Genomic DNA, 14,321 nt, shown 5'->3' on the forward strand with positions numbered 1-14,321 from the left:
TTATTCCCCTTCTACTGCTAATTTTTCTAGACTTGCAAAATCATTTTCTACATCCTCAAGTTTTACAGAAATTTCATTACCATTTTCCATAAATTTGAGATTTGCTTCTTGTTCTTGAAGCTCAGTTTCACCGATAGTTAAAGTGAATCTTGCATTTAAACGGTTTGCAGACTTAAATTGTCCTTTAGGTTTTCGATTAAGGTAATCTCTGTCTGCTGTAAATCCTTGATGGCGAAGATTTTGAACTAATTTCAAAGTTACTGCATTAGTTACATCACCAATTCCTACTACATAAACATCTAGTGGATTTTCAATTGGTAAAGCATCTTCTTCTGCATCTAAGATTAATAGTAATCTTTCAACACCTAATCCAAAACCGACACCTGGTGTTTGTGGGCCACCTAATTGTTCTACTAAGCCACTGTAATGACCACCAGCACAAACTGTAGTCCATTTACCATTGAATGCTTTGGAGTCACTCATAATTTCAAAAATAGTATGGTTGTAGTAGTCTAAACCACGTACCATGTTACTATCGATTACGTATTCAATACCTAAATCATTCAATAGACTCTTTACAGTTTCAAAATGTTTTTGTGCATCTTCTGTTAAGTAATCTAAAATAGAAGGTGCATTAGCAACAATTTCTTTATCCTTTTCATCTTTACTATCTAGTACACGTAAAGGATTCTTATGTAATCTTTCCTTGGAATCGTCTGATAATTCAGCTTCAAATGGTTCTAGATAGTCAATTAAAGCTTGACGATAGTTGTTACGAGTTTCAAGATCTCCTAATGTGTTTACAGCTACACGTAAACTATTTAAGCCAAAACTCTTTAGTAAATCTACTGCCATTGCCATAACTTCAACATCTAATGTTGGATTATCAACACCAAATGCTTCTACACCGATTTGATGGAATTCACGTAAACGACCAGATTGTGGACGTTCATAACGGAACATAGGTCCCATATAATAAGTTTTGAATGGTTTTTGAACTTCTGGACCATATAATTTATTTTCTACAAAACTTCTTACAACCCCAGCTGTTCCTTCTGGACGTAGAGTTATATGACGATCACCTTTATCGTAGAAATCATACATTTCTTTAGTAACGATATCTGAAGTTTCACCAGATGTGCGTGAAAAAACTTCGAAGCTTTCGAAAATTGGTGTTCTCATTTCTTCATAGCGATATTTTTTAAACAATTCTCGAGCTTTTTCTTCTACATATTGCCATTTTGCAGATTCACTTGGCAAAATATCAGCTGTTCCTTTAGGACGTTGATACTTCATTAAAATTTCCTCCCTTATTAAACCGAAAAGCACCCCTGTTATCTACCTAGTTTGATAGACAACAAGGGTGCTAGTTGCACGGTACCACCTTGATTTTATGCTCTCTAGCGTTAACGCGGCTAACGATATACATTACATATATACCTAAAAAGTGTCTTTCTCTAAAAATCATAGCTGGAATTTTCACCAATCATCCATTCTCTGTCAACAATTGTTTAGATACTCTTCTTTCATTCGGCTTTAAATCTAAATTAGAGAATACTGACAAAAATTAATTTTGTCAATATCTATAGTCATAATTATTAATTAATACCGGTATATTATAACATAGAAACAATGACTTTTATATCCTAAAATCATAATCGTTAGTACAAAACTTTACCTAATATAACAGTTCATCTTGTAATTCTAACATTTCACTATCATTAGGTTGACTTGCTAGATATTCATCAACGAACATCTTAGCTTTTTGTCTATCGCCAGCATTACGATAAAAAATAGCAGCATCTTTTAAGAATTCTAACGATGAAATTTGTTCAGAAGCCGCATCATAATACTTAATAGCATCATCATAGTTATCTAAATTAGCATATGAACGACCTAAGTTCCAATATAGTTGAGGGTCGATTTCATCTTGATCTAGATAATCTGTTAGTAATTCAATATTTTGTTCGAATTTTCCGTACTCAATGAGTAAATTACTCAACATAATTACAATTGTCAAATTATCAGGTTCTTGATCTAAAGCTATTAGTAAATAACGCTCAGCTTCATCACGTTGACCTAATTTAGCAGCTAACTCACTAGCCTTTTGATACAACTTAATATTGTATTCATCTACTGCAATTCCTTCTTGTAAGGTTGTTAATGCCTTTTGAAGTTGTCCTTCTTTTTCATAAGCCACTGCTAAATATGAGTAAGTTGTAGCATAATCTGGAGAAGTATCCCTTAACTTTTCAAAACTACTGATTGCATCTTCAATATGTCCCAATTCATATTGAGTAATTCCTAATTGGAACTGTGTATCATCGTCTCTTTCTTCACTATGAATTTGTTCCAAGTATGCCAAAGCTTTTTCAAATTGTCCTGATAAAGCATATGACATTCCCAATCTTTGTACCAGATTTACTTGCGAAATTGAGAAATTACCTTGTTTGATAAGATCTAGGTAAATAGGAATTGCTTGTTTATATTGTTTGATATTGTAGTACAATTCTGCTAAGGCAAAACGTATAATTTCTTCATCTGGAGCTAGATCTAATGCTTGCAATAATTTTTGTTCACTTACTTCAAACATTCCTTGTGTTTGATATAAATCTGCTGAAACTAATAAAGCTTGAAGATATGCTTCAGAGTCTGGTGTAATACTGCTTAGATATTCTAAAGCTTCATCATCTTCACCTTCACTAATGGCAATGTCTGCCAAAGCTGTTTTCAAACTATCTTCGTCAGGATAACGTTCCAATAAGGTTTGGTAGGCACGTTTGGCCATATTAGAAAATCCCAAAGAATATAATTCTTCTGCCAAACTATATATCATATCATCTGAATCTTTTCTTAAAGACCAGCCAAAATGTTTACGTGCTTCTTCATAATTTCCTTTTTCAATTTCATCTAATACCTTTTCAGCATAAGTCATTAATACACGTACCCCTTTCAAAATTGTCGAATAAAATTATAGCATAAATCCTATAAAAAAAGTGTAGATTTACTCTACACTTTAAAATTCATCTTCACGATAATTGATTTTTTCCATATTTCGACGGCCACGTTGCAAAATATAAATCGCAACAATTACCAAGATAATACCTACTATTTCTACCCAGTTCATTTCTAATCCTAAGAAAATCACACTCAAGATTGAAGTTGTTACTGGTTGTAAGGCATCCATAATACTAATAACATCAGAAGGAGCAAATCTAGAACTATATAAAAGTAATCCAAATGGAATGATTGTTCCTACTAAAATAACAGTGGAAATAGATAAGACCACAGTTGATGTAATGTGTGGTGTGTTTATCCAAACTGGATGGTATATATTGAATAACACTCCAGCGATGAATGTACCCCAGCCCAATACTACCAATGGTGGATTGTCTTGAGCAATTGGTCTAGGTAAAACAACATAGAAAGCAGCAGTAATGCCTGAACCTAGTCCCCATAAAAATGAATTCATTGGGATAGACATTTGGGTTAAATCACCCTTTGTAATTGCCAGTAAAACACCTAACAGTGAAATGATAAATGCTATCAAGTCTGTTGATAAAGGTCTTTGATGTTTAATAAAAATACCACCTAGAACTATGAAAAGTGGACTTAAATATTGTAAGATTGTTGCTGCAGAAGCATTACCACTTTGAATTGCTAAGTAGAATGTCAATAAGTTTGCCATTAATCCTAAAGTTGCATAAGCAAACAAGTGACCAAAACTTTTCCATGTTGAAAATACATTAAATGTTTTCTTACCATATAAAATAAAACTAATTATTAGAAGAATGGTTCCTGAACCTAATGTACGTGTCGAAAGAAACCAATCTGTCGGAATATGTTGATTCTGTGAGATAAATTGGATTGTGGTCCCTGAAATACCCCATGTTGCTGAAGCGACAGCTGACCAGAAGATACCCTTCATAACTTTTGATGAAGACTTCATAAAATAATCACCTCATAAATTGTTATAACTAATTAATTATATAGTAAGAAACTTATATTTTTCAATTATATTTCTCTAATTGTATTAACTTTTTTATCATTCATTTAAGGTATTTACTAGCTTCTCTAATGCTTAAAGTACTTAATCCTGACTTATGTTTAGTAATGAAATTCTTAACCCAATCCGTATTTGTCTTAGAATAATCTCTTAATGCCCAACCTATTGATTTATTAATAAAAAACTCATTATTATTTAAGTTATTAATTAATATCTTCTCTAGAAGTACAGTATCGGTTTTATCTTTTCTACCTCGTTGATGATTAATTGCAATTCTTCTAAACCAAATATCATCGCTCACAGACCATTTAAGCATTAAGTCATTAACCCTTGAATCATTAATATTGCCGATAACAGTATCTAAACTATCTATCGTGTCCCACCACTGTTTAGTTTCAATAAAAGGTCTAATTTTATCGATATCATCAAAAACTAAAAACTTTTGCAACGCTTTAAGGTAATCACACACAAAATATTGGAATTCTCGATAATCATTATTCCAGCATTCATTTAACAATTGCCAATCTACACTTTCAGCTTTCTTTGCTTCTCTTATAATATCCTTATATATACTCCTACGCTCAGGTGTTTTTATCCCATAAAAATCAAATTGGTTGCGCATGTATTTTGCCATATGTAAAGCATTATCTAGATTTCTATGTTTTTCAAATTCATTTTCAACCCATTGAACACTTGCCATGATTTTTCTCCTTAAAAAAATCTACCAGACCGAAATCTGATAGATTCATACTCAATTATTTTGCTAACAACTTAACGATTTCTAAAATTACATCTGTAGCTTTTTCCATTACTTGTGTAGATACATATTCATAACGTCCATGCATATTTTCGCCACCAGCAAAAAGATTTGGTGTTGGCAATCCCATGAATGAAATCTTGGAACCATCTGTACCACCACGAACTGGATAAATTTCAGGAGTTATTCCTAAATCTTCCATAGCTTCCTTAGCAATGTCAACTGCTGTCATGTCTTTTTCTAATACTTCACGCATATTGTAGTATTGGTCTTGTAAATCAATAACTACACGTTCTTCACCTAGTTCAGTATTCATTCTTTCGGCAATGTCTAACATCAATTGCTTACGTTCTTCAAAATGCTTTCTATCATGATCACGAATGATGTAAGTTGTATGTGCTTCTTCAACAGATCCATCAAATTTAAATAAATGGAAGAATCCTTCTCTACCTTCAGTCTTTTCTGGAACTTCATCTGCTGGAAGTGAATTTTGGTAATTAATTGCTAATTGAATAGCATTTACCATTACATTCTTAGCAGTACCTGTGTGCACATCTTTTCCTTTGAATGTCAACTTAGCTTGAGCAGCATTGAAAGTTTCATATTCTAATTCACCCAAAGGACCACCGTCTACTGTGTAGGCAATATCAGCACCGAAGTCTTCAACATTGAAATTATCAGCACCTGTACCAATTTCTTCATCAGGACCAAAACCAACTTTAATTTCGCCGTGTTTAATTTCTGGATGTGCTTGCAAATATTCCATTGCAGACATAATTTCGGCTACACCAGATTTATCGTCAGCACCCAATAAAGTTGAACCATCTGTTGTTATCAAATCATGACCTTTATAATTCTTTAGGTTAGGAAATTCTGCTGTTGTTAGCACAAAATTACCTGCTTCATCTAACTTAATATCAGATTCTCCATCGTAATTTTCTACTATTTGGGGTTGAACATTATGTGCATTAAAGTCTGCTGTATCAACATGAGAAATGAAACCTACTACTTTAGTATTAGCATCATCTTCTAGATTACTTGGTAAAGTAGCAAATACATATCCACTTTCATCAGAAATATGAACATTTTGTAGTCCTAATCCTTTAAGCTCATTAGCAAGTTCCTTAATAAATTCAACTTGTGTTTGAGTTGAAGGGATTGTTGTTGAATCCTCATTTGAACGAGTTTCTGTTTTTACATATTTCAAAAATCTAGTAACTAAATTTTCATATTTTGCCATTTTCGACACACCTTTCGCTTAAATGAACTGAAATGGATCAGTATTTAATTTGGATTGATAAATATCGATTTCCCAATCATTCTCATTATTCCACTTTTTGAATTTATCTGTCAACTTTGGTTTGCAAATAGATTCAATATGATGCCCTGCATCAACCACTGTTAAGCCCGCAGCAATCATATCATGACCTGTATGGTATGAGATATCACCTGTAACGTATGCATCCGCCTTATGTAGTAAAGCAGCGTTAAAGAACCGACCACCACTACCACCAAGGACTGCTACACGTTTAACTGGCTTTTGGTTGTCTGCTGCTATTAAACGTAAGCCACGTAAATTTAATACTTTCTTGCAATATTCTGCAAATTCCATAGCTGTTAAACTATCTTTTAACTCTCCTACGCGGCCCATAGAATATTTTTCGTTTGAAACAGGATCTACCTTAGTAGGTAGTAAGAATTCTGTATTTTCTAATCCTAATTGTTCAGCTAACCAATCATTCATTCCACCATTAGCATTATCCAAGTTTGTATGCGCACCATACACTGTAATATCATGTTTGATTAACTTAGCATACATCGCGTTTTGTGGAACATCTAAATCAAATTTCTTAACTGGAACGAACATTGCAGGATGATGTGCAAAAATAAAATCAACATTATTTTCAATAGCTTCATCGACAGTTTCAGGTCTTACATCTAAAGTCACCATCATTTTATGTACATCATTATGTAAAGAACCTAATTGCAAGCCAATTGGATCGCCATCTTCAGCGATTCTTTTAGGCGCAAATTCTTCAAATTTATTTACAATATCTATAACTTTAGTCATTTAATACACCTTCTATTAGTTTTACTTGTTCGTCTAGATATTCTAACTTAGCAACTGGCTTTTCCTTGGCTTTTTCCAGCTGAACTTTAACTGTTTCAATCTTATCCAATTCTTTTTGCCATTTATGCTTAAAGACTTCGTTCTTTTCTTTCATTAAGTAAGGCCCAAATTCTAATTCTTTAGCTGTCAACTCGGCCTTTGCATCAACAAATTCCGCTACGATAATTTCATAGATATGTCTGTCTTCTTCTAAAACATCTTCGGCAATTATTTGATAGTTGTTAGCTATTAACCATTCTCTGACATTTTTCTCACCTACATTAGGTTGTAAAACTAAACGAGGATGATTAGCTAACTTAGCCTTTCCTTCTTCTAGAATCTGACAAATTAACGGACCACCCATACCACAGATTGTAACTACGTTAATCTCATCTGAAAGTTCAACTGCAGCTAATCCGTCAGCCAAACGAACATCTACTATCTCTTGTAAGTTTTCTTTTTTAATTTCATTTTGAGCATTTTGAAAAGGTCCCTTAACAACTTCACCAGCAATTCCAAAGTTAATTTTACCTTTTAATGCTAGATATGCTGGTAAATAAGCATGATCAGAACCGATGTCCGCTAATCTACTATCTGCAGGGACATATTCTGCCACTTTTTGTAAACGATATGATAATTTATTTCCGTCCATACGATACCCCTTAATCTAAATTCTATATATTAAGTATACCGGCTTTAAAAAGATATATCTATACTTACTGATATTTTCTTGCTTTTTACAACAAAAAAAGACTTGGCAGTTGAATTGCCAAATCTTCTGAATTTATTCTGTTACTTCATTTTCAAGAATTTCATTCTTTTTCATAAACTTAGGTGATGTTTCTGGTGCCCATACTAAACAAATCATACTTCCTATAAGTAGGACTAGAGCACATACTAACATCGCTAATTGAGAGCCACCCATATCAGTTAAAATAGGTAATAAGAATGTACCACATGCAGCTCCAATTCGACTGATAGCTATACAGATACCCATCCCTGTTGCACGAACCTTAACATCAAATAACTCTGAAGGATATGGATAATCCAATACCAATGATGAAGATAAGATCACAGAAAACAGAGAAAAGATACCTAATTTAGCCCACATTGATATATCTAAGAATACCATTGCAGCTAAAGCAATCGCTGAACTTAAAAAGCTGACAACTAAAAATGAGCGACGACTAATTTTGTTAAAAATCCAGATCCCAATAACTACACCAATTAACATACTTCCGTTATAAAGAATACCTGACATATCGGCATTAGTAACTCCCATACTCTTTAGCAAGATTGGTAAGAAAATACTTATACCAAAAAATGAGAATGCCTGACTAGCATAGAATAATCCACCAACTAATGTTTGACGACGATAGTTCTTACTAAAAAGATGTAGCCATGAAATGTTTTTAACTTTAATGGATAGAAGTCTTTCTGATAATCCCCATTTACTTCCTAAATTACGTTGAATTACTTTTTGAGCTTTAGCATTTTTACCACGACTTGCTAACCAACTTGGAGAAGCTGGAATCTTTGCAAATGAGCGGAATACAGCAGCTATTAATCCAAAAATAAATGATGAGGCAAAACTATACTTCCAACCTTGAGAAAATCCACCTAAATAAGAACCTATCAAGTACGCTAAAATGAAACCTATTGACCAGTAAATTAATAATCTACTTTGCTTTTTACCACTTTCACCAGTTGGTAACCATTCAATTAACAACGCATTACCCACTGTATAATCAATAGCCATCATTAATCCTAAACCTAATCGCAAAAGAAAAATTAAAAATAAATTTGTTACAAATAGGTGTGCTAACGATAGGATTGTAAAAATGTACATGTTCAACATCAAAAGCCCTTTTCTTCCGACTTTATCAGCTAAACGTCCCATAAAAATACTACCGAATAACCCAATAAGACCACCAGCACCGATCAAACCAGTCCAAAAGTTAGTCAATGGTAAATATGATCCTGCTTGATCTAAAGCAATACCACTTATTCCAAGTGCATATCCACAAGCAATCTGTCCTAACAAGATTGAAATGTAGACACGCCAGTGAACATCTGAAAATGGTGCCTTCTTGTAATCCTTTTTACTTTGTAATTCTTTTTTGATATATTTCATAAATTAAATATAAGACATAGTGTACGAGTATGTCTTTCCGATTCCTCCTTGTTTCTTTAGATGTAAATTTAACATCTAAAGTTACAGCTGTTTTCATTTTACTCGAGCAATTCTGTATATCTACCGTATCATGATTTCTAAAACTATTGCAAATTTCTAGCATTATTTTTAATTTTATAAAATAAGTTTCTATATACAATATTACCTTTATATAAGGTAATTTCCGTAATTATTAAGAAAATATTAAGATGTACAGTTAGGTTTTACTTAAATAAAAATTATTCATATCTAATGTATATTATTGGATAACTTGTAAGCGTGTAATTTATATAAAAAAGAGAAGCACTTTTACATACTTCTCTTGAAAAATTATTTAAAGTACTTTTCAAAATATTTTTTAAAGTATCGACTATTACTCATTAAATGAGAATTTATGGCACATAGTAAAGATAAGATAAAAATCCCTAACAAATGCTCCCTAATAGTTAATATGACAAAATCTACACCGACACTTGTTTTCCCCAAATTATACACACCATAGCCAATAAACGTTTGTGCATGTCCCCATCCTGAATAAGCATCATCAAACATCATTGCTAAAATAGTTTCATAAATGCTATTCTTCATTGAATCCATTGTTTGTTTTTCTATTGGTAGCTTATATAAATTACCATCATCGTCCCATGTCCATACTTGCAATGAGCCACCTAAATTTTCTAATCCAGAAGTATGCATATTATTATCGACTTTATCGATAAGATTATCATCATGACTTTTACCATCTGTCATATGTTCCCCAAAAGCATCCCAATTTTCTTCATTATAACCTGCTACTATTTTATTAGCATATTCTAATGATTTTGGTGTGATAATTGTTTTTTGAGTTCCAAATTGTTGACGAATTTGATTAATTAAGTCTGCTACAAATAAGCTCAATTCTTTTCTTTATTCTAGAGTTAAGTTCTTGTAATCCACTTGGATTTTTGCATCATTTTCATTATGTTTGTATGTGTTAATTTCCATACCTGGATTAGCAACTTGTTGAATCTTATTTTTTAATGTAGCCCATTCGTCAGGATTTTGTGAATTACTATATGCTTTATGCTTTAATAGCATCTGCATAACCTACTGGCAAAGTAATTGTATTAACACTAGATAATTGACTGTTCAATTTATCAACTTCACTTTGTTTTTGGTTAACAGCATTTTGTGCAGTTTGTTGAGCTACTTGAGCATCATTTTCTGCTTGTGCAACTTTAGTTTCTTAATTTTCCTTAGCTTTTTCATTCACTGTTAACGCTGTAGCAGAAACAACTGCTGTGGCTGTAGCAATAGTTTTGATTGTCTTTTTCATTTTCTCTCACCCCGAATTAAATTTTTATTACTAACTACAAATTAATTCTACCTCCCCCCCCCCCGCTATATTTCCGTCAACATTTTTAACATTTAAAAATATTGATAGTAATGGGTTTTGAGCAAATAAAAAACTACTAGAATTGGATCTGATAGTTTGAAAATAATAATTAAGATTTCAATATTGACTTCTAGACATTATCAGCCTTTTTCTCTTGTTCTTGAGTAACAAATTCAGCTAACGCTTCTTTAGCTTCCTTATTTTGAGTTATTTTCGTTTCATAATCAGCTTGTGTTTTGTCATAATCTTTTTGTGCATCTGCTTGATTTTTTTGAGCTTGGGTCAATTTAGTTTGAGCCTCGGTTAATACTTTTTTAGTATCAGCTAGCTCCTCATCATCGCCCACATAATTTCCAAACTGATCTTGTAACTCCTTCAATTTAGCCTGTTTATCTTGCACTGTTGCCTGAACCTTAATCAATTCCTTATTAGCTTTATCTAAAACCTTTTTGGCATGCGCTTTAACCTTTTTTCTGTTCCGCTAATTCAGTTTGTGCTTTCTTCAAAGCCTCTTGTTTTATAGATATTTCTTGTTTTGCTTTATCGTAATCGGCCTGTTTAGTTTTAATATCTGCCTCTAATTTCGCTATGTTTTCCTTAGCTTTTTGTTCATTTTTTTGATCTTTAGCTAATTTAGTTTATACCTTATCTAAGTCTTCTTTTGCTTGTGCTACTTTTTCTTTAAGTGATGTTAGTTTCTTTTTAGAAGTTTTAAAAACTTTTTTGGCACTAGTTTGCTTCTCTTCAGCATTTGCTAGTTCCTTTTTTAACTTGCTTTTATCTTCCTTAGCGCTAGCTAGAATAGCTTTCTTTACCTGGTAATTAACTTTAGCATCAGCTTTTTATCTGCTTTATCATAGTCAGCTTGCTTTGCTGTTAAATCAGTATTCAAGCTATCCAATTCTTTTTGTGCATTTTTAGCTACTTCTTGATTAACAGTTACCTTGATTTGAGTATTAGCCAAAGCTTTATTTGTTTTATCTAAGTTACGCTTTGCTGTATCTAGGTCTTTTTTCTTATCATCTAAGATTTTTTTAGCTTGTTGTTTGGTTGATTTAGTACTAACTAATATACTTTGCGTATCATTAGTAGCAGCAACTGTTTTAAGTGCCATTTGTTTAGGTTGTAAATCAACATATAAACTAGTTAATTGTACTCGTAAATTAGATGTATCATCTGATGTAGTTTCACTCTTATTTTCTTGAACTTCATTTACATCAGAAGTTTCCCCAGCACTTACCATGCTACTTGAATCATGAGTCTGATTTTCTTTAGACATACTTATATTTGGGGTAAGTTGCTTGTTATTAGCTACCTTTGAAGTCTCAACTTCGGTTACATTGTTACTATCAGTTGAAAGCACCTCAGCTTGAACACTTTGACTCCTAGCACCTGTCAAAATAATTCCAGCTAATATTGCCGCTGCAAAAATTTCTTTTCTCAAATTTTCCACTCCAATAAACACTTTTTTACTACTATTCACAAGCTAATTTTACCTTTTCTTTCGCATTTATGTCAATATTTTTCTATATTTTAATTATTATTTGACCAAATAAAAAATCCTCTTAGTTCTCTAACTAACAGGATTATTAACTATTCTTTTTTACTAATTTCATAATAGATTTTCTCTTTTTAGTTATGGCTTTTTCTACTTCATCTGCTGGTAGTTCCATTACCGGTTCAAATTCATACTTGACCACCAAGTTTCTTCCTTCAAAGTGATAGCCCAATATTGCTTTAATTTGAACCCAAATTCCAGTCTCTTGATCATAGATATATTCACCAACAACCGATATTTTTCTAAATTCTTCTGGTTCATAGGTTATTTCAGCTTGTGTTGTTATATAATCAGAAGACAAATCAGGAGTACGATATTGCTGCCCTAAACAATCACTCATCGTCATTAGTTCTCCATTTTTACGATTGATCATCACGCGAACAGCTAAGACGTTCAAAATAATAAACATTGATCCACGATAGTTAACAACATCCCCAACCTTAACCACTTCGTTTTTCTTTTTTCTTAATCTAATTTTTTCAATCAATTTAACTCCACCTTTATAAATGAAAAGCTCTGGTGATGTACCAACCAGAGCCTTTACGTAGTTGAGGTATATGGGATGATTTGGTGCACCAATTATCTTCCCAGTTTTTATTATATCACATAAAAAAAGAGCTGAGAACGAACATCTAGCTCTTTTATAAATTATTTTCAAATTTATTCGAATGATTGATTAGTATAAACCACTAATCTTTCCATTTTCATCAACATCCATGCCATCTGCAGCTGGAACTTTAGGTAGACCTGGCATAGTTAAGATATTTCCTGTTAATGCTACAAGGAATTGTGCACCTAATTTTGGTACAAATTCACGCACATGAATCTTAAATCCTTTTGGAGCACCTAAAACTTTAGCATTATCAGACAATGAATATTGTGTCTTAGCCATACATACAGGTAGATGGTTCCAACCTAATTTTTCAAATTGTCTTAATTGACGCTTAGCTTTAGCACTAAATTCAACCCCATCGCCACCGTAAATTTCAGTAACAATCTTGTTGATCTTTTCTTCAACAGAATCATCGCTATTGTAAAGTCTTGTAAATTCTTGATCATTATCACAAGATTCAATAACTGCTTTAGCTAATTCTGTAGCACCTTCTCCACCTTTAGCCCAAACGTCAGCAACAATTGCTCTAGTATCATTTTGTTCACAAAGTTCAACAATCTTAGCTAATTCAGCATCAGTATCTTGAGTGAATTTATTAATTGCCACTACAACAGGAACATTATAACGTTTCATACTTTGGATATGGTTCTTCAAGTTTGCAAAACCTTGTTCAACTGCAGCAACATTTTCTTCATCTAAATTATCCTTAGCTACTCCACCATTCATCTTCAAAGCACGAGCAGTTGCCACAATTACGATTGTATCAGGTGTTTTTCCTAACACTGGAGTTTTAATATCAAGGAATTTTTCAGCACCTAAGTCAGCACCGAATCCTGCTTCTGTAATTGTGTAATCAGCTAAATTCAAAGCTGTTTGAGTAGCAAGAACACTATTACATCCATGTGCAATATTAGCAAATGGTCCACCATGCACAATTGCAGGAGTATGTGCTAGTGTTTGAACCAAGTTTGGCTTGCAAGCATCCTTTAATAACAATGTAATAGCACCTGTAACTCCAAGTTGATCTACAGTTACTGGTTCTTTATCAAAATTGTATCCTATAACAATTTGACCGATACGTTTCTTTAAATCAGAAATATCTTTAGAAAGACATAGAATAGCCATTAATTCTGAAGCTACAGTGATATCGAATCCATCTTCTCTTGGAATACCTTGAGTAGCTCCACCTAAGCCGATTACTACATGACGTAATGCACGATCATTAATATCTAATACACGTTTCCAAATAACACGTCTTTGATCGATGTTTAATTTATTTCCTTGGTAAATATGGTTATCAATCAAAGCTGCTAAAGTATTATTAGCAGTTGTTAATGCATGCATATCCCCTGTAAAATGAAGGTTTATATCTTCCATTGGAACAACTTGAGAATATCCACCACCAGTAGCTCCACCTTTCATTCCCATAACAGGTCCTAATGATGGTTCACGTAAAGCAATCATTACCTTTTTGTTTAATAAACTAAATGCATCGCCCAAACCAACTGTTACAGTAGATTTACCTTCACCTGCTGGAGTAGGGTTAATTGCAGTAACTAAAACCAACTTTCTTTTTGTTTGTTCACGTGCAGAAAGAGGTAAGCTGATTTTTGCTTTATACTTACCGTATTGTTCTATTTCATCAGCAGTTAATCCCACCTTTTGAGCAACTTCAGTTATTGGTAACATTTCACTTTTTTGTGCTATTTCAATATCTTTCAATTTCTGA

General features: G+C 32.8%; 14 protein-coding genes. All 14 read right to left on the reverse strand.

Annotation, left to right across the window (positions count from 1 at the left end; all coding sequences use genetic code 11):
- The 14 genes from hisS to FC55_RS00415 all read right to left on the reverse strand — a co-directional run bounded on the left by hisS (position 1) and on the right by FC55_RS00415 (position 14,314).
- Positions 1-1,296, reverse strand: coding sequence for a histidine--tRNA ligase (hisS, locus tag FC55_RS00350; protein ID WP_003700191.1), 1,296 nt, complete (start codon positions 1,294-1,296; stop codon positions 1-3).
- Positions 1,297-1,678: 382 nt separating this feature from the next.
- Positions 1,679-2,935 (reverse strand): tetratricopeptide repeat protein, encoded by a 1,257-nt coding sequence (locus FC55_RS00355; protein ID WP_003700190.1) that lies wholly within the window; start codon positions 2,933-2,935, stop codon positions 1,679-1,681.
- An 81-nt stretch (positions 2,936-3,016) separates the two neighbouring features.
- A complete protein-coding gene (locus FC55_RS00360) occupies positions 3,017-3,949 on the reverse strand; it encodes a DMT family transporter (RefSeq protein ID WP_003700189.1) in 933 nt (310 codons plus the stop codon).
- A 100-nt stretch (positions 3,950-4,049) separates the two neighbouring features.
- Positions 4,050-4,706 (reverse strand): DNA alkylation repair protein, encoded by a 657-nt coding sequence (locus FC55_RS00365; protein ID WP_003700188.1) that lies wholly within the window; start codon positions 4,704-4,706, stop codon positions 4,050-4,052.
- A gap of 55 nt (positions 4,707-4,761) precedes the next feature.
- Positions 4,762-6,003, reverse strand: a complete 1,242-nt coding sequence (gene pepT, locus FC55_RS00370; RefSeq protein WP_003700187.1) for a peptidase T — start codon at positions 6,001-6,003, stop codon at positions 4,762-4,764.
- 18 nt (positions 6,004-6,021) lie between these two features.
- The gene (locus FC55_RS00375) at positions 6,022-6,834 is read right to left on the reverse strand and encodes a Nif3-like dinuclear metal center hexameric protein (RefSeq protein WP_003700186.1); all 813 of its coding nucleotides are present in this window, start codon (positions 6,832-6,834) and stop codon (positions 6,022-6,024) included.
- A complete protein-coding gene (locus FC55_RS00380; protein ID WP_003700185.1) occupies positions 6,827-7,525 on the reverse strand; it encodes a tRNA (adenine(22)-N(1))-methyltransferase in 699 nt (232 codons plus the stop codon). The genes FC55_RS00375 and FC55_RS00380 overlap by 8 nt, the downstream gene beginning before the upstream one ends.
- Before the next feature lie 132 nt (positions 7,526-7,657).
- Positions 7,658-9,007, reverse strand: a complete 1,350-nt coding sequence (locus tag FC55_RS00385; RefSeq protein ID WP_003700184.1) for an MFS transporter — start codon at positions 9,005-9,007, stop codon at positions 7,658-7,660.
- Positions 9,008-9,376: 369 nt separating this feature from the next.
- Positions 9,377-9,943, reverse strand: coding sequence for an SEC10/PgrA surface exclusion domain-containing protein (locus FC55_RS00395; RefSeq protein ID WP_003700182.1), 567 nt, complete (start codon positions 9,941-9,943; stop codon positions 9,377-9,379).
- Between the two features lie 9 nt (positions 9,944-9,952).
- On the reverse strand, positions 9,953-10,123 hold the full coding sequence (locus tag FC55_RS09855; RefSeq protein ID WP_153232377.1) for a hypothetical protein: 171 nt from the start codon (positions 10,121-10,123) through the stop codon (positions 9,953-9,955).
- Positions 10,124-10,551: 428 nt separating this feature from the next.
- Entirely contained in the window at positions 10,552-10,842 is a 291-nt protein-coding gene (locus tag FC55_RS00400) for a hypothetical protein (protein WP_162853576.1), read from the reverse strand.
- A 390-nt stretch (positions 10,843-11,232) separates the two neighbouring features.
- Positions 11,233-11,874, reverse strand: a complete 642-nt coding sequence (locus tag FC55_RS00405; protein ID WP_225355442.1) for a hypothetical protein — start codon at positions 11,872-11,874, stop codon at positions 11,233-11,235.
- Between the two features lie 136 nt (positions 11,875-12,010).
- Positions 12,011-12,466, reverse strand: a complete 456-nt coding sequence (locus FC55_RS00410; protein ID WP_003706241.1) for a hypothetical protein — start codon at positions 12,464-12,466, stop codon at positions 12,011-12,013.
- A gap of 189 nt (positions 12,467-12,655) precedes the next feature.
- A complete protein-coding gene (locus FC55_RS00415; RefSeq protein WP_003700177.1) occupies positions 12,656-14,314 on the reverse strand; it encodes a formate--tetrahydrofolate ligase in 1,659 nt (552 codons plus the stop codon).
- Positions 14,315-14,321: the final 7 nt, after the last annotated feature.

This window comes from Ligilactobacillus salivarius DSM 20555 = ATCC 11741, from assembly GCF_001435955.1.
GTDB lineage: Bacteria > Bacillota > Bacilli > Lactobacillales > Lactobacillaceae > Ligilactobacillus > Ligilactobacillus salivarius.

Excerpts from the sequence above, each read along its gene's own strand:
- hisS (WP_003700191.1), bottom strand. The coding sequence starts at position 1,296 with ATGAAGTATCAACGTCCTAAAGGAACAGCTGATATTTTGCCAAGTGAA.
- FC55_RS00355 (WP_003700190.1), bottom strand. The coding sequence starts at position 2,935 with ATGACTTATGCTGAAAAGGTATTAGATGAAATTGAAAAAGGAAATTAT.
- FC55_RS00360 (WP_003700189.1), bottom strand. The coding sequence starts at position 3,949 with ATGAAGTCTTCATCAAAAGTTATGAAGGGTATCTTCTGGTCAGCTGTC.
- FC55_RS00365 (WP_003700188.1), bottom strand. The coding sequence starts at position 4,706 with ATGGCAAGTGTTCAATGGGTTGAAAATGAATTTGAAAAACATAGAAAT.
- pepT (WP_003700187.1), bottom strand. The coding sequence starts at position 6,003 with ATGGCAAAATATGAAAATTTAGTTACTAGATTTTTGAAATATGTAAAA.
- FC55_RS00375 (WP_003700186.1), bottom strand. The coding sequence starts at position 6,834 with ATGACTAAAGTTATAGATATTGTAAATAAATTTGAAGAATTTGCGCCT.
- FC55_RS00380 (WP_003700185.1), bottom strand. The coding sequence starts at position 7,525 with ATGGACGGAAATAAATTATCATATCGTTTACAAAAAGTGGCAGAATAT.
- FC55_RS00385 (WP_003700184.1), bottom strand. The coding sequence starts at position 9,007 with ATGAAATATATCAAAAAAGAATTACAAAGTAAAAAGGATTACAAGAAG.
- FC55_RS09855 (WP_153232377.1), bottom strand. The coding sequence starts at position 10,123 with ATGCTATTAAAGCATAAAGCATATAGTAATTCACAAAATCCTGACGAA.